Origin of the sequence: Ottowia beijingensis (assembly GCF_013423955.1) — a bacterium.
In the GTDB taxonomy this organism is placed as follows: Bacteria; Pseudomonadota; Gammaproteobacteria; order Burkholderiales; family Burkholderiaceae_C; genus Ottowia; species Ottowia beijingensis.
This window is the reverse complement of record NZ_JACCKX010000001.1, coordinates 719,738-736,954: the sequence shown is the minus strand read 5'-3', so window position 1 is coordinate 736,954 and position 17,217 is coordinate 719,738. Positions and strand designations below refer to the sequence as shown.

The following is a 17,217-nucleotide window of genomic DNA, read 5'->3' as shown; positions in this document are numbered from 1 at the left end:
GCGTCGTCTGGATTCCGGCTTTCGCCGGAACGACGAGATTCATGCCGCTTCGATCTGGAAACGGAATGTGAGTGTCGCCGCTGGCCGCGCTGGCTGCACGGGCACCGAACCCGTTTCCGGGTACAAAAAGGGCCCTTCCAAGGCCCCTGTTGCCGGTGCGGCGCGGTCGATCAGCGGCTGAAGCCGCCGCGGCGGTTGCCACCGCCACCACCACCGCCACTGCGGTTGCCGCCGTAGCCGCCACCACCCCCGCCGGAGCGGTTGCGGTTGCGGCCACCGCCGCCGCCCTTGCCCATCAGGTCGATGCTGGTGCGCATCGGGTCGGGCTGGCCCACGGCGCCGTGGCTGGGGCCGCGCGGGGCGTTGCGGCGCCCGTGCAGGTTGGTCTGCAGCGGGTCGATGTTACGCGGCAGGTGGTCGATGTCGCGCTCGTCCTCGTCGTCGAAGCCGAACTCGCGCGTGGGGCGCGGCTGGTGGGCGCCTTGCGGGCGCGGCTGCTGCTGCGGGCCGTTGGCGCCGACGGGGCCGTTGCCCTTGCCGCGGCCGCGGCGGCGGTTGCGGCCGGTGCGCTGGCCCATCGGCTGGTCGGCGGCGGACAGGGGCGTGCCGTCGGCATTCAGCTCCACCGCGCCTTCGACCAGCGGCTGGCCTTCGGCGGCGGTGCGCGGAGCCTGCGGCTTGGGGCGGGCCGGCGGCTGGCCGCGGCCGGCGCCGCGCGGGCCCTGGCCGGCCTTGTTCTCGCGGATGCGCTGCATCATCTCCTGGCGCGCGGCCTTGGCGGCGGCCTGCATCACCTCGCGGCTGGGCGGCTTGCCCAGGCCGCCCCACAGCGTCTGGCGGCCCATGGCGATGGGCTCGGCGCGTTCGCCTTCCTCGGGGCCGAAGCCGTCGAGCATGCGCACCGGGATCTGCTGCCTGGTGAACTTCTCGATCTCGTGCATGAAGCCTTCCTCGTCCATGCACACCAGGCTCACGGCCTCGCCGCTGGCGCCGGCGCGGCCGGTGCGGCCGATGCGGTGCACGTAGTCCTCGGGCACGTTGGGGATGTCGAAGTTGACGACGTGCGGCAGCTCGTCGATGTCGATGCCGCGCGCGGCGATGTCGGTGGCCACCAGCGCGCGCAGGTCGCCCGTCTTGAACTCGGCCAGCGCCTGGGTGCGGGCGCTCTGGCTCTTGTTGCCGTGCAGCGCCATGGCCTTGATGCCGCGGTCGTTCAGGAAGTCGGCCACCTTGTTGGCGCCGAACTTGGTGCGCGTGAACACCAGCACCTGGCCCAGTCGTTCTCGCCGATCAGGTGCGCCAGCACGTCCTTCTTGCGGGCGCGGCCCACGGGGTAGATGACCTGCGCGATGCGCTCGACCGTGGTGTTGGGCGGCGTGACCTGCACGCTCTTGGGGCTCTTGAGCAGGCCGTTACCAGCTCGCGGATCTCGTCGCTGAAGGTGGCCGAGAACAGCAGGCTCTGCTTGTCCCTGGGCAGCAGCGCCAGCACCTTCTTCACGTCGTGGATGAAGCCCATGTCGAGCATGCGGTCGGCTTCGTCGAGGACCAGGATCTCGATGTTCGACAGGTCGATGTGGTCCTGGCCTTCCAGGTCCAGCAGGCGGCCCGGCGTGGCCACCAGGATGTCGACGCCGCGGCGGATGCGGTCGACCTGCGGGTTCATGCCCACGCCGCCGAAGATCACGGTGGACTTCAGGTCGAGATACTGGCCGTAGGTGCGCACCGACTCCTCGACTTGGGCCGCGAGTTCGCGCGTGGGCGTCAGCACCAGGGCGCGGATGGCGCCCGGCTGACGCGCCGGCGTGGTGCTGAGCTTGTGCAGCATCGGCAGCGTGAAGCCGGCCGTCTTGCCGGTGCCGGTCTGCGCGCCGGCCAGCAGGTCGTGGCCTTCGAGCACCAGCGGAATGGCTTGCGCCTGGATGGGGGTGGGGGCCGTGTAGCCCTGCTCTTGCACAGCCCGCAGGATGGCGGGGGCCAGGTTCAGTTGGTCAAAGTTCATCAATGGATGCGCCGGTCTCTGGGCGCTTGTGCCGCGGGCCTGATCCGGCGGGGGCCGGCCAGTTGAAGGCTGCAGCGGGTTCTTCTTGGGATGGGCTCGCGGTTTGGAGTGACCGGCAACGCCCCAGCGGAAGAGCTGGCCTGCAGCAAACTGGTGGGCTGCAGACGCGCCTATTATCGCATGGTGTCCGCTTTCACGGTTCGCGCCGCGCCATGGCTGTTTCCACCACTTTTGGCTACAACGTTTCGGAAGACCGCATCTGGATCAGCTGCGCCGCCTGGCCGCAGCGCGTGTGGATCACGCGCCGGCTGGCGCGCGCCATGGTGCAGGCGGTGGTGGGCGTGCTCGAATCGGCGGCCGCCACGTCGCCCGCGGCCGCCGCGCGGCCCGCCACCGAGCGCGCCGCCGCGGCGCACGACGCCTCGCTGAATCAGCCGCAGCCCGGTGAGCAGGGCCGGGCGCTGCAGATGGGGCGCGAGGCCGCCAACGCCCCCGCCCTGCAGCACGCCGTGCTGTGCGCCCAGTTCGCGCTGGAGGCGCCGGGCGCGCAGCACGATCTGGTGTTTCACACCCCGCCGGTCAGCGCCGCCTGCGCCTTTCCCGCACCGGCCTGCACCGCTGGCTGCACGCGCTGCACATGGTGCTGCGCGGCACCGACTGGGCCGACTGGCCCGCCGCGCCCGACTGGCTGACGCGCAGCTACCTGCCGCCGGCGCTGCAGTCGCTGCTGACGCTGCCGCCCGGCGGGCCGGGCCTGGACGACGACGTGGACACAGGCGACGCGCCGCCGCCCGGTGATTGACGGCCGCCGTGGCCGAGCCACCGCGCAGCGCCGATAATCGCCCCTGTCCGGCGCGCCGCCTGCACGGCTGACCCCAGCGCCGCCCTCTTCCCTTTTTCAAGCCTTTTTGGCCTGCAGCGCAATACTGACGTGCGCTGGCAGCTATTGATTCGAGAGTAAAAATGGCCCAATACGTTTTTTCCATGAACCGCGTCGGCAAGATCGTGCCGCCCAAGCGGCAGATCCTGAAGGACATCTCGCTCAGCTTCTTCCCGGGCGCCAAGATCGGCGTGCTGGGCCTGAACGGCTCGGGCAAGTCGACGCTGCTGAAGATCATGGCCGGCATCGACAAGGACATCGAGGGCGAGGCCATTCCCATGCCGGGCCTGGACATCGGCTACCTGCCGCAGGAGCCGCAGCTCAACCCCGAGCACACCGTGCGCCAGGCGGTGGAAGAGGCGATGGGCGAGGTCAACGCGGCCAAGGCGCGGCTGGAGGAAATCTACGCCGCCTATGCCGAGCCCGACGCCGACTTCGACGCGCTGAGCGAAGAGCAGGGCAAGCTGGAGGCCGTCATCGCCGCCGCCGGCACCGACAGCGAGCACCAGCTGGAAATCGCCGCCGACGCGCTGCGCCTGCCGCCGTGGGATGCGGTGATCGGCAAGCTCGGGCGGCGAGAAGCGCCGCGTGGCGCTGTGCAAGCTGCTGCTGTCCAAGCCCGACATGCTGCTGCTGGACGAACCCACCAACCACCTGGACGCCGAATCCGTCGAGTGGTTGGAGATCTTCCTCAAGCGCTTCACCGGCACCGTCGTCGCCATCACGCACGACCGCTACTTCCTCGACAACGCAGCCGAGTGGATTCTGGAACTCGACCGCGGCCACGGCATTCCGTACAAGGGCAACTACTCGAGCTGGCTGGAGCAGAAGGAAGCGCGCCTGCGCCAGGAGCAGCGCAGCGAGGACGCCCGCGCCAAGGCCATGAAGAAGGAACTGGAGTGGGCGCGCCAGAACCCCAAAGGCCGCCAGGCCAAGAGCAAGGCGCGCCTGGCCCGCTTCGAGGAGCTGAGCGACTACGAATACCAGAAGCGCAACGAAACGCAGGAGATCTTCATCCCCGTAGCCGAACGCCTGGGCACCGAAGTGATCGAGTTCAAGGGCGTGTCAAAGAGCTTCGGCGACCGTCTGCTGATCGACAACCTCAGCTTCAAGGTGCCGGCCGGTGCCATCGTCGGCATCATCGGCCCCAACGGCGCCGGCAAGTCGACGCTGTTCAAGCTGATCGCCGGCATCGAACAGCCTGACAGCGGCGAAGTCACCATCGGCAAGACCGTGCAGATGGCCTTCGTCGACCAGAGCCGCGACGCGCTGTCGGCCGACAAGACGGTGTGGGAGGACATCTCGGGCGGGCTCGACATCATCACCGTCGGCAAGTTCCAGATGCCCAGCCGCGCCTACGCGGGCCGCTTCAACTTCAACGGCCAGGACCAGCAGAAGAAGGTCGGCATGCTGTCGGGCGGCGAGCGTGGCCGCCTGCACCTGGCCAAGACGCTGATGCAGGGCGGCAACGTGCTGCTGCTGGACGAGCCCTCGAACGACCTTGACGTCGAAACCCTGCGCGCGCTGGAAGACGCGCTGCTGGAGCTTGCCGGCAGCGTGATGGTCATCAGCCATGACCGCTGGTTCCTCGACCGCATCTGCACCCACATCCTGGCTGCCGAGGGTGATTCGCAATGGACCTTCTTCGACGGCAACTACCAGGAGTACGAGGCCGACAAGATCAAGCGCCTGGGCGAAGAAGGGGCCAAGCCGAAGCGGATGCGGTACAAGGCGTTGAAATAAGCGCCCCTGTGGCGCTGCGCGCCTTCCCCGAAGGGGACAACGCTGGCGGCCGGGGAGACCCCGGCCGCGGCGTTCCCGCGTGGCCTGCTCCGCGGCCATGGGGTCGGCTTGCTGCGCAGCCGCTTCAAGAACCAGGTTTCGCTCCAGCGGCTCGCTGATGTGCCGGATGCGGGCGTTTCTGCCGGATGGCCCTGCTGCTGGCCGGTGCATGTGGGTTGGGTTAGCGTTCCAGACTTCTGCAACGGGAGTTCGCCATGAACGCTGCGACCGACGCCGCGATGCCCGAATGGGACGTCGCCCAATGGTTCAACACCGACGGGCCATTGCGCCTGGCCGATCTGCGCGGGCAGGTGGTGCTGATCCATGCCTTCCAGATGCTGTGCCCGGGCTGCGTGATCCACGCCATTCCGCAGGCGCGCAAGCTGCATGAGCTGTATGGAGACCAGGGCGTGGCGGTGGTCGGTCTGCACACGGTGTTCGAGCACCACGACGCCATGCAGCCGCACGCGCTGCTGGCCTTCATCCATGAATACAGGCTGAGCTTTCCCGTCGGCGTGGATGCACCTTCAGGCGACGGCCAGCCGATTCCGCGCACCATGGCGCGGCTGGGGCTGCAGGGCACGCCGACCACGCTGGTGCTGGATCGCCAGGGCCGCTTGCGCCTGCGGCACTTCGGGCATGTGGACGACCTGCAACTGGGCGTGGCTCTGGGCCGCCTGCTGGCCGAGCCGGCCGTGGCGGCCGACTGACGCGGAGCGGGCTTCGGTCACGGCAGCCTCGGGCTTGGCTGCGTCGGGCGGTGTGGTTTGCATCCTGTTGCAGCTTTTCGGGTATGGTGACTTCTTGGGCGCCACTCGAGGAGTTTGAGCGGGGGCACAGGGCAGATCCCCGGTCAAGGGGCGGTTTTCTCAGGAAGAACGGCGTATGCGTTGGTTGTGCGCTCAGGGGGCGTTCAGGGCAGGCAGGTCCGCGGCAGGCTGTGGGCCAGGGCGCGTGCTGCGCTGGTGGGTGGTGCGGTGGCGTGTCTGGCCACCTCGGCAGCGTGGGCCCAGACGCTGTTCCTCGATCTCAATAACGCCGGCAGCGAAATCGCGGTGATGCAATGGCACGTTGACCCGGCGCAGCGCCCGGCGGGTCAGCGCGGCATGGTGTACGAGCGGCTGGCGCGGCAGAACGGCCTGGTGGGTGGCGCCGGTGCGCGCGCCAACAACACCGAGCTGTACGTGGTGCCGAGCTTTGAACGCATCACGCCCGAGGCGCGTGCGGCGGTGATGCGGGCGGCGGTCGAGAACGAACGCCTCAGCCTGCTGGCGCAGGACTGCGCCGCGCCCGAACCCGGCAAGCGACCCAGCGGTTGCGACACCGTGTGGGACGACCTGCGCCGCACCGAGCTGGAGCGCGAGGCGGCGACCGGGCACTACGGCTTCGAGGATCTGCAGCGCGAGCTCGAGGCCGTGCTGGCGCAGGTGCCGCAGTTCGACCGGCTGGTGGTGTCGGGCCACCATGAAGGCGGCTACTTCCGTGGTGAGCTGGCGTCGGTCACGCGCGAACAATGGCAGACCCTGTTTGCACGCATCCAGCGCCAGGCGGCGGCACCGTTTACGCTGTACGCGCTGGGTTGCCACACGGCGCTGCCGAGCGTGGTGCGCGAGCTGTTTGTGCCGCTGCTGGCGCACCCGCGGCAGACCTTGATCGTCGGCGCCGAAGCGTATGCACCCACGCGCTTCGAGGCGCGCAACCTGAGCTTCATGGACGAAGCATTGACGCTGCAGACCACCATCCACCAGCACCGCGCGGACCTGCGCGGTTTCCAGCAGCGGCTGCGCCGCCACCGCTGGCCGGTGGCACTGTGGCTGGATGGACAGTACGAAGCGCAGGACTACGCCGAGGCGGTGCCGCTGCCTGCGGCCGTGGCGCCGGATGCGGCCGCCATGTCCCAGCGGGACTGATCAGCGTGGCGCGGGTGCCGCGCCGTCCCTAAGAAATCACTGGCTGGCGGTGGTTGACGGTGCCTGCGCCGCATCGGCCGTGGCCTGCGCCGCTTCAGAAGCGGCCGTGGCGCCTGGGTGGCTTCAGCCGCTGCACTGGCGGCCGACGCGGTGGCGGCGGCAGCCTGCTTGGCAGCGGCTTCGGCATCGATGGCCTTGACCATGGCCTCGCCGGCCGGTGCGGGGGTCTGCGGCGTGGCGGCGTCCTTCTGGCCGCAGGCGGCCAGAAAGGCCGTGGCGATGACGAGGGCAGGGGCGAGTTTCAGTGTGGCGGTGCGCATGAGATGACTCCTGAATGGCCGTGCCGGCACTGCAGGACAGCACGGCGGTGGCTGTGTGCCCATCTTCCGCGTGGGTGCGCCCGGGCCCTGTCGGCCGCTGCCGACGCCGGCTGTCGGACGCCTCGCCGCCAGTGCCGCCTGCGCAGTGGTGTGCGTTGGTCACAATGCCCGCAGCAACTTATGGAGCAAGGGCCATGTTCGAGCTTTCCGTCCCGTGGTGGGAATTCGTGCTGCGCGGTGTCGTGGTGTATCTGTTTCTGCTGTTCTTCCTTCGCCTGACGGGGCGGCGCCAGATTGGCCAGTACGACCCGTTCGACCTGATCCTGCTGCTGATCCTGTCCAACGCGGTGCAGAACTCGATGAACGCGGGCGACAACTCGCTGTTGGGCGGCCTGATTTCGGCGCTGACGCTGATCGGCTGCCACGCGCTGACGGCGCAGCTGACCTGGCGCTACCCGCGCTTGGCGAGGCTGATCGACGGCAAGCCACAGGTGCTGATTCGCACCGGCACGCTGGACGAGCAACTGATGCGCACCGAGCGCCTGACGGCCGACGACGTGCAGGCCGCGCTGCGCGCCGCCGGCTGCCTGCACACGCACGAGGTGGAGCGCGCCACCATCGAGACCAATGGCCAGATCACCGTGGTGCTGCGCAACCGCGATTCGTGGCAGGGCAACACGCCGCCACCCGGCCCGCAGGCGGGCAGCGGCACGTGATCAAAGTGCTACTTTATTGATAGCTTGCAGCGCTTGATGGGCGGGCGCTGGAGCCTGATTTGGCTTGTAAAGAGGCGGCGGCTGCCGTTCAGCGCGCGCCGGCCTTGCTGACCGACACGATGAGCTGCCACAGCGGAATTGTTTCCTCGATGTAGGCCTTGTGTCCCTCAGGCGTCAGGCGGCTGCCGCGCACCATCACCACGCCCTGCGCCTGCTGGTCGGCCACGAAGGCCGGGTCGGCGGCAGCCTGGCGGATGGCGGTGTTCAGCCGCGCCTGCACGTCCGGCGCCAGGCCCTTTGGCGCGTAGAAGCCGTGCCAGATGCTCAATTCGAGTTCGCGCGAGAACATGCGGCGCAGCGTGGTCAGGCCGGCAAACGGGGGCTGCTCATGGGCATGCCGGTGGTCAACGCATAGCCGCGCACCTCCTTGGCGGCCAGCGGTGCGCGCACCGACGGGGTCTGGTCGCACAGGATGTCGACCTTGTTCTCCTTCAGCGCCGTCATGGCCGGCGCACTGCCCGGAAAGTCGGTGCGGGCGAAGGCCTTGCGCGCCAGGCTCTGCAGGAACATCCCGCACAGGTACGAGGCCGAACCCGCGCCCGCGTCGGCCAGTCGGATCTGCTGTCCGTCGGAGCGCATCAGCCAGTCGGCCAGTTCCTTGGAGGTCGTGGCCTCCAGCGACGGGCGGCCCAGCACCACCATGGGCGACTCCAGCACCAGGCCCAGGTGGCTGAAGGCGTCCTTGGGGTCGAAGGGCAGCTTCTCGCCCAGCGCGGGCAGCAGCGCCACGTTGGTGTTGGTGAACAGCAGCGTGCGGCCATCGGGCTTGGCAGCGGCCACCTCGGCCAGGCCATTCACGCCCCGGGGCTGGCCACGTTTTTCACCGTGATCGGCGTGCCGCCCAGCGCCTGGCTGAGCGGCGCCACCATCGCGCGCAGCGTGCGGTCGGTGGGGCCGTTCTGTGCGTAGGGCACCACGATGGTGATGGGCGCGGCGCCCGGCTGCGCTGCCGCAGGCACGGCGGCCAGGGCCCAGGCCACGCCGCTGACACCCACCGCGATCCAGCGGGCGGCGCGGCGGCGCAGGCAAGATGAAAAGGGGCGAGGTGCAGTCATGGGCGCGAACGATGAATCAGTGTGAAAAAATTCACACTCATAATAAGCCAATTTTGTGACGACTGGTTACAGAGCATGAAGCTGAAACCCTACGCCGAGGTCGATGGCCTGCCGTTCACCGTGCGCCGTGCCGACCTGCAGCGCCGTCACGGTGCGCCGCTGCGGGAGCGCGGCAATGGCATTGGCCTGACGGAGCTGGACTATGGCGACGTGGTGTTCCGCTTTCAGGATGGCAGCGGCCGCCTGGAAGAAGTCACGCGCCGTGCGGCCGTGCTCTATCTGCTGCTGGATGGCGACGTGGTGGACGTGCCGTTCGCCGGGCTGGCCGCTTTGTGCCCGCGCACGATGGTGCGGCGTTCGAGCGGGCGGGCTTTCTGGTCAGCCCGCGCTTCGGGCTCGCCTTCGTGCCCGGCCAGCCCGACTGGGTGACGGCGCTGGCGGCGCACTGCATCGAAACCTGGCGTGCCCTGCCGAACTGACCCCTGCCTGTGGCGCTCAGGCGCGTCTGCGCAGCCCGCGTGCCGCAGCGGCCACGACGAGCAGCATCAGGCCCCACAGACCTGGGTGATCCAGTGTGGGGACGGCGGCCACGGTGCCGCCACCCGGCGCAGGCGCCGCAGCCACAACCACTGGGCTGTTCGCGCTGTCGTTGGTCGGGTCCGTGTCGACCTGGTCGAGCCTTGTCACCTGGGCGCCGAAGGGGCCGCTTTGGGTTCCGGCCGTGGCCACCAGGGTCAGCGTCCGGCTGCCGCCGGCGGGCAGGGACGGCACGGTCCACGTGCCGGTGGTTGCGTCGTAGCTGGTGCCTGCGGGCGCCGTGCTGCTGTCGAACGTGAAGCCGGGCGGCAGCGCCACCGTCACGACGATGCCGCTGGCATCATCGGTGCCCTGGTTGGCGAGCGTGACATTGAGGTTGACCGGATCGCCCACTGCGGCCGTGGCGGGCGCGGTCACGCTCACCGCCAGGTCGGTGGGGTTGGCGGCGAGCAGCAGGCTGTTGTAGGCGACGAAGGCGCTGTCGGACTGCCCGCTCAGCTGTTGCACAAAGCCGGCCACCTGGCCGATGTTGGCGGCGTTGATGCCGAAGTCCGCAAGGGTGAAGGCCTGCATGCGCACATCGCGCCCGGGCGAGCGGGATACGCTGGTTGCATAGGTGCGGCTTCCCGTGGCGTTGTAGAACGACCAGTTTTGCCGGCCCAGCAAGGATGCTGTCGAGAAGTTCACGGGCACGGCCTGACCGACGATGGCGTCGTCTGCGTCGACGAAGTGGAAGCTGTCGGAGCTGCCGGGGTCGCCCATCTGCGTCGCCAGGATGATCGGCGCGCCGCTGGCGAGCGCGTCGGGTCGCAATTGCAGCGGGAAGTGCAGTTCTCCAGCGCTGAGGTTGAACACGGCAGTGCCCAGCTCCAGCCCTTGCGCACCGTCGGTCAGGTAGGTGGCCAGCGGGTCGGTCGAACCGGGGATGACGCCGGTGACACCCTGCGTCGTGCCGTCCCAGTTGCGCATGATGCCGATATAGCTGCCGGTCTGGGTGGCAGGCAGCGCATCGGGGCTGAAGGCAATGTAGCGCTGCGCACTGAAGCCGGTGACGTTGTGCGCCAGCAGCGCGGCATCGTCCACGCCCGTGGAGTAGGTGACGCCGCCGACGCTGAAACCGAGCAACTGGTTGCGGTTGTCTGGCACGACGCCCGTCGTCGAATCCCAGAAGCCGCTGAAGGTGCCGTAGGCGGCTGTCACCGGGGCAGCCTGTGCAGCCGCGACCAGGCACAGACTGCACAGCGACTGCGCCATGAAGCGTGCCGCAATGTGGCGGCACCGGGCGGTGAGGGCATGGAATGGATCGCGGGGCATGGTCATCGTGCGGCTGTCTGGCATGGGTGAGCCTGCGGCAAGGCGTTGGGGCGATGGGACTCCCTGAATTTAATCAACCCGAAACAAGCTATTTAAATAGTAGCATTCTGCGCTTGATGCACAAGCGTTGGCGCGTTATTTGAACAGGACAACATTCAACGCTTGCCCGTCAGCTTCTGCACCGCGTTCAGCGTCTGCTCGACATGCTGCAGCGGGTTGCTGCCCTCGTGGGTGAAGGCGATCCTGCCGTCCTGCCCGATGACGTAGGAGATGCGCGAGGCCACGCCGGGCAGCAGCGAGCTGGCGTCGTAGGCCTTGATGGTCTGCGCCTTCGGGTCGGAGGCGACGGCGAACTGGTCGCGGCATTCCTCGACCGAGAACTTCTTCAGCGTGTCGATGTCGTCGTGCGACATGCCGACCACGGTGGCGCCCAGCGCGGCGAACCGGGGCGTGGCCTCGGCGAAGGCGTTGGCCTCGATGGTGCAGCCGCGGGTGAAGGCCTTGGGGAAGAAGTACAGCACCACCGGGCCCTTTTTCAGCGCGGCGGTCAGGTCGAAGTCGAACGCCTTGCCGGCGACCGCGGCCTGGGTCTTGAAGGCGGGCGCGGCGTCGCCGGGTTTCAGCGCCGCCTGCGCGGCGGGCGCCAGCAGCGCGGCGAAGGTGAGGGTGCAGGAGGCGATCAGGCGGGCCATGCGGAGAGCCTTTCATGCAGGTGGTGACAGGGCCGCAGGGTAGCACCGCCCTTGCGGCCATGCGGATGGCGCGCTGACGGCGCTGCACGGATGCTGCAAAAAAGCTGGAGGCGCCTGCTGCGGGTGGCTCCAGCCTGCTTTTGATCGAAAAATTCGGGGTGTCAGCGCATCAGTTGCGATCCACCCGCACACGGCGCGGGCAGTAGGCCGGCGCGCAGGGCAGGGTGGGGGCGGCCACCAGCGCGTAGGGCTTGCGCGGGCGCTCGGTGATGACGATGGCGGGCGGGTAATAGGTCATGGCGGCGGGGGCCACGGGCACGACCACGACGGCCGGGGCCAGTTCTTCGTGGCCGCTGGCGGGGTTGAACTTGCCCGCGTCCGGCTGGCCCTGCTCCTTCCAGGGCGAGTTGGGCAGCACGTCGTCGGTGTTGTGGGCGCTCAGCGCGGCGTGGGCGGTGCTGCCCAGCAGCAGGGCAGCGGCGACGAGGACGGGCTTGAAGTTCATGGCGGGTTCCCTCAAAGACGGATTGGCGCCAGTGTAACGATTCGTGCCCGCGCCGCCATGCCGGACAGCGCCGCAACGTGACGTGTGTCGCCGCTGGCGCACAATCGCGCGCATGAACCGCACGCCAACCGCTTCGCTGCCCCGCATCGCCGTGGTGGCCACCGGCGGCACCATCGCCGGTGCCGGCACGGCGCCGGGCGATGCGGCGTCGGCCGCGTACCGCTCGGCCGTGGTGTCGGCCGACGAGCTGCTGGCCGCCGTGCCGGGCCTGCAGCGGCTGGCCGCGCTGCAGGCCGAGCAGCTGTTCCAGATCGACTCGGCCGACTTCACCGACGACAAGCTGCTGGCGCTGGCGCGCCACGTGGCCGCGCTGTGCGCGCGCGATGACGTGGACGGCGTGGTCGTCACGCACGGCACCGACACGATGGAGGAGAGCGCCTACTTCCTGCACCTGGTGGTGAAGAGCGCCAAGCCCATCGTGCTGACGGGCGCCATGCGCCCGGGCACGGCGCCCGCGGCCGACGGGCCGGCCAACCTGCTGCACGCGGTGGCGGTGGCGGCGCACGCCTCGTCGGCCGGGCGCGGCGTGCTGGTGGTGATGAACGAGGAGATCCACAGCGCGCGACGTGGCCAAGGTGCACAGCCAGCGGCTAGATGCCTTCGCCTCGCCGCACGGCGCGCTGGGCGCGGTGGTGCAGGGTGCGCCGCGCTGGTACCGGGCGGTGACGCGGCCGCACACGACGGCGAGCGCGTTCGACATCACTGCCATCGACGCATTGCCGCTGGTCGGCGTCGTCATGGGGCACGGCCACATGCGGCGCGAGCTGTTCGACGCCTGGGTGGCGGCCGGCGCGCGCGCCATCGTGCACGCGGGCTTCGGCGGCGGCACGGTGCCCGAATACCTGAAGCCCGTGTTTGCCGAGCTGCGCGCGCGGCGTGCCGGTGGTGCGCTGCTCACGCGTGGGCGCGGGGCCGGTGATCCGCAACGCGAATTTCGACGACGACGCCTGCGGCAGCATCGCCGCCGACGACCAGAACCCGCCGCGCGCGCGGCTGCTGGCGGCGCTGGCACTGACGCGCTCGCCCGATGTGCGGGAGATGCAGGGCGTGTTCGACCGTTATTGACGGGGTGATCGAAACTATGGTTTCGTTAGTGGGTTGCGCTTATCCAGCAAGGGTTTCAAGCGAAAAATATCTGAAATCAAGGCGCAACGGGCGCAAGCAGCTACGGTTTTTGTAGGAACGGGCTTGCCCGCGATGGGGCTTGCGTGGTGATGAGGCGCTGCATCGCGGGCAAGCCCGCTCCCACAGGTTCGTGCGGGTTCCGAGCGCCGGCGCTTGAATAATCAGCGCCGCCAGCTATCGTTATCGAAGCGCCTCACGCCGCCCGCTGGGCCAGCAGCCGCTTGCGCACGGCGTCGATGTTGTTGCGCAGCGCGTACAGCTCTTCGGCGTGCGCCAGCGGCACGGTGGTCTGGTTGGCCACGCGGTCGAGTTCGTCCAGCTCGTTCAGCAACTCGTCGCGCTCGCCCCGGCCTTCCTCCACCTTGGCCTCGATGCTGCGCAGCCGCGCATACCAGCGGAACACGCGCTGGCGCACGCGGTAGGTGTACAGCGGCGGCACCACGCGCGACAGCGGCAGCAGCAGCACGATCAGGCCGCCGATGACCAGCCACATGCGCTCCAGCAGGTTGCTGGCCCAGAACGGCAGGTAGCGCTGCCAGAACGGCGGCGTGCCGTTGATGGCGCGGTCGCCCTCGGGGCTCACGGGCAGCTCGCTGGTGCGCGTGTTCGGAAAGTCGCGCGCCCGGTTGAACCAGCCCGCGTCGCTGTGCAGCCCCTGCGCCGCCTGCGCGAACAACTGGCGCAGCGCGGTGCGTGTCCTCGCGCGTCAGCAGCGAGGTGGTGGTGGCCAGCAGGCCGATGTCGTGCGGCGGAATGTCGGCCGCCAGGTCGACCACGCCGCGCGGCAGCGTGATGGATTGCAAAACGGAAAGCGCCGCACATACGCGTCGGCCTGCGCCACGTCCATCAGCGCGATATCGGGGGCGTGCAGCAACTGGCGCACCACCGGGGATTCGGGCGCGGTGACCAGCACCATGGCGTCGAGCAGGCCGCCCTGCAGCGCTTCGGCGGCGGCTTCGGGCGCGAGCTGGCTCAGCACCAGCGTGTCGCTGCGCAGGCCGTTGGCCTGCAGCAGGCGCTGCAGCATGTCGGGCACGCCGCTGCCGGGCTGGTCGATGTTGACGCGCAGGCCGCGAAGCTGCGGCAGCGTGGTCAGCGGCGGGGCGGCGCGGGCTCTGAGGCGGCGGCGGCGGGCGGGCGGGTTGCTGCGGTTTCGGTAGCGGTTGGCGCAGGCGCCGCCATCGTATCGGTACGGTAGAACACCCAGATCGGCTCGTAGAACAGCGCGCCGAGCGAGGTGATGCCGGCATCGCCATCGGCCTGCGGATCGGCGCTGCCACCGCGCACGAAGGCGGAGCCGGCGGTGCCCGCGCGCAGCGCCTGCAGGTTGGCCAGCGAGCCTTCGGTGGGCGACTGCTGCACCGTGATGCCGCTCCTGGCCAGCGCTGCCGCGTAGCGCTGGCCGAACTCGGCATAGGCGCTGCCGGCGGGGCCGGTGGCCAGCGTCACGGTCTTGGGCGGTTGCGGGTCGAGCCACCAGTAGGCGGCCACCAGCACGCCGGCGGCGATCAGCGCCACCGGGCCGGCCGAGACCAGCATGTCGCGGATCGACAGCACGATCAGCTTGAGGGTGCGGCGTACCGGGCCGATCATGGCGATTTCCGGGCTCTGGCGCCGGCGGGGCGGGCGCTGGCAGCTATCAGATCGGAAGCGGCTGGCAACGCCAGCGTGTCGGTGGTCATGCCCTGCGCGGACTGCACCGCGTTCACGCAGGCACGCGCCACGGCCTCGCCGGCCATGGTGCACAGCACGTTGAAGTCGAGCGCGCCGGCCATGCCGGTGGACAGCGCGAACAGCGTGTCGCCGTCGCTCATGGTGTGCACGGGGCGGATCGCGCGCGCCAGCCCGTCGTGCCCGGCGCCGGCCAGGCGCTGGCACTGCGCCTTGGTCAAAGGCGCATCGGTGGCGACGACGCCGATGGTGGTGTTGGCGCCAGCCAGCAGGGCCAGCGGCTTGTCGCCCGCCAGCGCGGCGACCACGCTGCCGCGCAGTTGCTGGCCGTCTTCGGTGCGCGCGCCGGCGATGGGCTGGCCGGTGGCGGGGTCGACCACGTCGCCCAGCGCGTTGACGGCGATCAGCGCGCCCACGGTCACGCCGTCCACGGTGACCGATGCGGTGCCGATGCCGCCCTTCATGGCATACGGCATGCCGAACAGCTTGCCCACGGTGGCGCCGGCGCCGGCGCCGGCGTTGCCTTGGGCGATCTCGTCGCCGGCGGCCTGGCAGGCGGCGTAGCCGGCGGCGGCATCGGGGCGGATGCGGGCATCGCCCAGGTGCAGGTCGAACAGCACCGCCGCCGGCACGATGGGCACCACCTGGCCCGGCGCGCTGCCCACGTAGAGGCCCACGCCTTCTTCCTCCAGCCAGCGCATCACGCCGCCGGCGGCATCCAGCCCCAGGCGCTGCCGCCGGTGAGCAGCACGGCGTGCACCACGCCCACCAGGTTGGCGGGGTCGAGCAGATCGGTCTCGCGCGTGCCGGGCGCGGCGCCGCGCACGTCCACCCCGCCCACGGCGCCGGTGCGCGCGATGACCACGCTGCAGCCGGTGGGGCGGCGCGGGTCGGTGAACTGGCCGACCTCCAGGCCGCGCACCTGGGTGATGGCGCCGGGGAACAGGGCAGGTGGGGCAGAAGGCATGGGCATGGGCGGTGCAGGGGCGATCCGAGGGCGATGCGCCCGATGTTAGCCGCGCGCCCCGGCCGTCACGACGGCTGCAGTCGGCGCCGGCGGCGGCGCCAGCGCGCCCACAGCCACCAGCCGCCCGACACCAGCGCGTAGGTCAGCAGCCCGCCGATGACGGCGAACACTGCCAGCCCCACGATGAGCGGCTTGCCCAGCGCCTGCAGGCGCTGCCAGGGCGACGGCGGCTCGCCGGTGACGCGCTCTTCGGCCTCCAGCTCCTCGGTGATGCGGGCGATCTCGGCCTCGGCGTTGGGCACCGGCTTGCCGACGATGCGGCTGCCGGCCTGGTAGGCCAGGTAGTAGATCGGCCCGAAGGTGAGCGGGTTGGTCACCAGCGTGCTGCCCATGGCCGCCGGCAGGTTGGCGCGCAGCACGATGGCGACGGCGGCCGAGGCGGGAATCTGCGCGATCGGGATCAGCAGCCCGAAGAAGATGCCGATGGCCATGCCCAGCGCCACGCCATGGCGCGACAGCCGCCACAGCCGCCGCTGGCCCAGCCAGGGCGCCAGCCAGCGGGTGAAGCGGCCAGCCTGCAGCTGCTCGCGGGTGGGGATCAGGCGCTGCAGCCTGGCGCTGAGTGTCATGGTGATTCCATGAGTCGCTGGTGGGGCGGATGGTTCCGCGCCGCCGTCGGAGGATCGTTGGGAAAGCGGGATTCTGGCATTGGTTTGGGGGTGGCTGCGGCAGTCAGGGGCGAGGCGCTTGGGTCTGGTGCTGGGGCAGATGCTTGTCGATGGCCAGGGCGGGGCGCGAGTCGGCGCGGCCCTCACCCCAGCCCTCTGCCGCCAGCGGGAGAGGGGCGGGGCACGGCGGGCAGCAGCGCTTCCCGGGTCAGCGCCGCCGGCCCCATCCCGGCCCCCAGCGGGGAAGGGGCAAGACAGCGCCGCCGGGTTTCTGCGAACCGCAGCGAGCGCGCCCAGAACCCGCAACAATCCCGTCTTTTCATGGTTTTCACGTGACAGGACCTTCCCGTGCCGCTTTCCCCGCCCGTTGCCCGCTCGCACCTGCATGACCGCCACGTCGTCTTTCGCGGCTACCGTCGCGACGACGGCCTGTGGGACATCGAGGCCGAGCTGCGCGACACCAAGACCGCGCCGTTCGAGATCCCCGGCGAAGGCCGCTGGGCCGCCGGCCAGCCGATCCACGGCATGGCGATCCGCCTGACGGTGGACAGCGACACCGTGGTGCACGCCATCGAAGTCGCCATGGACCACTTTCCCCACGGGCCCTGCCCCCAGGCGATGGCGCCGATGCAGCGCATGGTGGGCAGCCGCCTGGCGCGCGGCTGGCGGCGCGCCATCGAGCAGCACCTGGGCGGCATCCAGGGTTGCGCGCACCTGCGCGAGCTGCTGTTCAACATGGCCACCGCCGCCTTCCAGACCATGGTGCAGGACGTCACGCCCGTCGACCCCGAGCACCCACCGCCGCACCTGGGCAAGTGCCTGACCTGGGACTTCGACGGCCCGGTGGTGGAAAAGCACTATCCGAAGTTCTACCTGCGCGACGCGCGCCGCGAGGGCTGACGCCGCCGGCGCCGGCACGCCGACCGCCCATTGCCAGCACTGCCCGCATGGGGA

The 17,217-nt window shown here is 70.0% G+C and carries 15 protein-coding genes and 5 pseudogenes; 9 read left to right on the top strand and 11 right to left on the bottom strand.

Annotation, left to right across the window (positions count from 1 at the left end; translation table 11 throughout):
* Positions 1-170: 170 nt before the first annotated feature.
* Positions 171-2,001, bottom strand: a pseudogene (locus H0I39_RS03745) (DEAD/DEAH box helicase).
* A 212-nt stretch (positions 2,002-2,213) separates the two neighbouring features.
* Between H0I39_RS03745 and H0I39_RS03740 the strand changes: the two are divergent.
* The 5 genes and pseudogenes from H0I39_RS03740 to H0I39_RS03720 all read left to right on the top strand — a co-directional run bounded on the left by H0I39_RS03740 (position 2,214) and on the right by H0I39_RS03720 (position 6,573).
* The gene (locus H0I39_RS03740; protein WP_180549611.1) at positions 2,214-2,693 is read left to right on the top strand and encodes a hypothetical protein; all 480 of its coding nucleotides are present in this window, start codon (positions 2,214-2,216) and stop codon (positions 2,691-2,693) included.
* Positions 2,639-2,803: a hypothetical protein gene (locus H0I39_RS03735; RefSeq protein ID WP_180549610.1), complete on the top strand. Its 165-nt coding sequence runs from the start codon at positions 2,639-2,641 to the stop codon at positions 2,801-2,803. The genes H0I39_RS03740 and H0I39_RS03735 overlap by 55 nt, the downstream gene beginning before the upstream one ends.
* A 161-nt stretch (positions 2,804-2,964) precedes the next feature.
* Positions 2,965-4,624, top strand: a pseudogene (ettA, locus tag H0I39_RS03730) (energy-dependent translational throttle protein EttA).
* A gap of 254 nt (positions 4,625-4,878) precedes the next feature.
* Positions 4,879-5,373: a redoxin domain-containing protein gene (locus H0I39_RS03725; protein ID WP_180549609.1), complete on the top strand. Its 495-nt coding sequence runs from the start codon at positions 4,879-4,881 to the stop codon at positions 5,371-5,373.
* A 267-nt stretch (positions 5,374-5,640) separates the two neighbouring features.
* Positions 5,641-6,573 (top strand): hypothetical protein, encoded by a 933-nt coding sequence (locus tag H0I39_RS03720; RefSeq protein WP_180549608.1) that lies wholly within the window; start codon positions 5,641-5,643, stop codon positions 6,571-6,573.
* On the opposite strand, the gene H0I39_RS03715 is transcribed toward H0I39_RS03720, so the two are convergent.
* Complete coding sequence (locus tag H0I39_RS03715) at positions 6,504-6,893, bottom strand: hypothetical protein (RefSeq protein WP_257645597.1); 390 nt, start codon at positions 6,891-6,893, stop codon at positions 6,504-6,506. The two genes, H0I39_RS03720 and H0I39_RS03715, sit on opposite strands and share 70 nt — an antisense overlap.
* A gap of 194 nt (positions 6,894-7,087) precedes the next feature.
* Between H0I39_RS03715 and H0I39_RS03710 the strand changes: the two genes are divergently transcribed.
* Entirely contained in the window at positions 7,088-7,609 is a 522-nt protein-coding gene (locus H0I39_RS03710; protein WP_180549607.1) for a DUF421 domain-containing protein, read from the top strand.
* 88 nt (positions 7,610-7,697) lie between these two features.
* Here H0I39_RS03710 and H0I39_RS03705 read toward each other — a convergent pair whose 3' ends face one another.
* Genes H0I39_RS03705 through H0I39_RS03695 form a run of 3 tightly spaced genes read right to left on the bottom strand, consistent with a single transcriptional unit; the run spans position 7,698 to position 8,724 of the window.
* Entirely contained in the window at positions 7,698-7,958 is a 261-nt protein-coding gene (locus tag H0I39_RS03705) for a type 2 periplasmic-binding domain-containing protein (RefSeq protein ID WP_180549606.1), read from the bottom strand.
* A 14-nt stretch (positions 7,959-7,972) separates the two neighbouring features.
* Positions 7,973-8,467, bottom strand: a complete 495-nt coding sequence (locus H0I39_RS03700; RefSeq protein ID WP_180549605.1) for a tripartite tricarboxylate transporter substrate-binding protein — start codon at positions 8,465-8,467, stop codon at positions 7,973-7,975.
* On the bottom strand, positions 8,464-8,724 hold the full coding sequence (locus H0I39_RS03695; protein WP_180549604.1) for a hypothetical protein: 261 nt from the start codon (positions 8,722-8,724) through the stop codon (positions 8,464-8,466). Before H0I39_RS03695 ends, H0I39_RS03700 begins: the two co-directional genes overlap by 4 nt.
* A 75-nt stretch (positions 8,725-8,799) precedes the next feature.
* On the opposite strand from H0I39_RS03695, the gene H0I39_RS03690 reads away from it, so the two are divergent.
* Positions 8,800-9,153, top strand: coding sequence for a hypothetical protein (locus H0I39_RS03690; protein WP_257645596.1), 354 nt, complete (start codon positions 8,800-8,802; stop codon positions 9,151-9,153).
* 66 nt (positions 9,154-9,219) lie between these two features.
* On the opposite strand, the gene H0I39_RS03685 is transcribed toward H0I39_RS03690, so the two are convergent.
* The 3 genes from H0I39_RS03685 to H0I39_RS03675 all read right to left on the bottom strand — a co-directional run bounded on the left by H0I39_RS03685 (position 9,220) and on the right by H0I39_RS03675 (position 11,772).
* Positions 9,220-10,599, bottom strand: a complete 1,380-nt coding sequence (locus tag H0I39_RS03685) for a DUF11 domain-containing protein (RefSeq protein ID WP_180549603.1) — start codon at positions 10,597-10,599, stop codon at positions 9,220-9,222.
* A 131-nt stretch (positions 10,600-10,730) separates the two neighbouring features.
* The gene (locus H0I39_RS03680) at positions 10,731-11,267 is read right to left on the bottom strand and encodes a peroxiredoxin (RefSeq protein WP_180549602.1); all 537 of its coding nucleotides are present in this window, start codon (positions 11,265-11,267) and stop codon (positions 10,731-10,733) included.
* 169 nt (positions 11,268-11,436) lie between these two features.
* Positions 11,437-11,772 carry a hypothetical protein gene (locus H0I39_RS03675; RefSeq protein WP_180549601.1) on the bottom strand — a complete coding sequence of 112 codons (336 nt, stop codon included), beginning with the start codon at positions 11,770-11,772 and terminating at the stop codon, positions 11,437-11,439.
* A gap of 112 nt (positions 11,773-11,884) precedes the next feature.
* On the opposite strand from H0I39_RS03675, the pseudogene H0I39_RS03670 reads away from it, so the two are divergent.
* A pseudogene (locus tag H0I39_RS03670) lies at positions 11,885-12,897 on the top strand (asparaginase).
* A gap of 253 nt (positions 12,898-13,150) precedes the next feature.
* On the opposite strand, the pseudogene H0I39_RS03665 reads toward H0I39_RS03670, so the two are convergent.
* The 3 genes and pseudogenes from H0I39_RS03665 to H0I39_RS03655 form a co-directional block, all read right to left on the bottom strand.
* Positions 13,151-14,550: pseudogene (locus tag H0I39_RS03665) on the bottom strand (TAXI family TRAP transporter solute-binding subunit).
* A pseudogene (locus tag H0I39_RS03660) lies at positions 14,547-15,595 on the bottom strand (P1 family peptidase). Before H0I39_RS03660 ends, H0I39_RS03665 begins: the two co-directional pseudogenes overlap by 4 nt.
* Positions 15,596-15,660: 65 nt before the next feature.
* Positions 15,661-16,224: a DUF2062 domain-containing protein gene (locus tag H0I39_RS03655; RefSeq protein WP_180549600.1), complete on the bottom strand. Its 564-nt coding sequence runs from the start codon at positions 16,222-16,224 to the stop codon at positions 15,661-15,663.
* Between the two features lie 387 nt (positions 16,225-16,611).
* Between H0I39_RS03655 and H0I39_RS03650 the strand changes: the two genes are divergently transcribed.
* Positions 16,612-17,163: a DUF2889 domain-containing protein gene (locus H0I39_RS03650; RefSeq protein ID WP_180549599.1), complete on the top strand. Its 552-nt coding sequence runs from the start codon at positions 16,612-16,614 to the stop codon at positions 17,161-17,163.
* Positions 17,164-17,217 lie beyond the last annotated feature (54 nt).

Bases quoted from the DNA above. Each gene is read 5' to 3' on its own strand.
- H0I39_RS03740 (WP_180549611.1), top strand. From the start codon at position 2,214: ATGGCTGTTTCCACCACTTTTGGCTACAACGTTTCGGAAGACCGCATC.
- H0I39_RS03735 (WP_180549610.1), top strand. From the start codon at position 2,639: ATGGTGCTGCGCGGCACCGACTGGGCCGACTGGCCCGCCGCGCCCGAC.
- H0I39_RS03725 (WP_180549609.1), top strand. From the start codon at position 4,879: ATGAACGCTGCGACCGACGCCGCGATGCCCGAATGGGACGTCGCCCAA.
- H0I39_RS03715 (WP_257645597.1), bottom strand. From the start codon at position 6,893: ATGCGCACCGCCACACTGAAACTCGCCCCTGCCCTCGTCATCGCCACG.
- H0I39_RS03710 (WP_180549607.1), top strand. From the start codon at position 7,088: ATGTTCGAGCTTTCCGTCCCGTGGTGGGAATTCGTGCTGCGCGGTGTC.
- H0I39_RS03705 (WP_180549606.1), bottom strand. From the start codon at position 7,958: ATGTTCTCGCGCGAACTCGAATTGAGCATCTGGCACGGCTTCTACGCG.
- H0I39_RS03695 (WP_180549604.1), bottom strand. From the start codon at position 8,724: ATGACTGCACCTCGCCCCTTTTCATCTTGCCTGCGCCGCCGCGCCGCC.
- H0I39_RS03690 (WP_257645596.1), top strand. From the start codon at position 8,800: ATGAAGCTGAAACCCTACGCCGAGGTCGATGGCCTGCCGTTCACCGTG.
- H0I39_RS03685 (WP_180549603.1), bottom strand. From the start codon at position 10,599: ATGCCAGACAGCCGCACGATGACCATGCCCCGCGATCCATTCCATGCC.
- H0I39_RS03680 (WP_180549602.1), bottom strand. From the start codon at position 11,267: ATGGCCCGCCTGATCGCCTCCTGCACCCTCACCTTCGCCGCGCTGCTG.
- H0I39_RS03675 (WP_180549601.1), bottom strand. From the start codon at position 11,772: ATGAACTTCAAGCCCGTCCTCGTCGCCGCTGCCCTGCTGCTGGGCAGC.
- H0I39_RS03655 (WP_180549600.1), bottom strand. From the start codon at position 16,224: ATGACACTCAGCGCCAGGCTGCAGCGCCTGATCCCCACCCGCGAGCAG.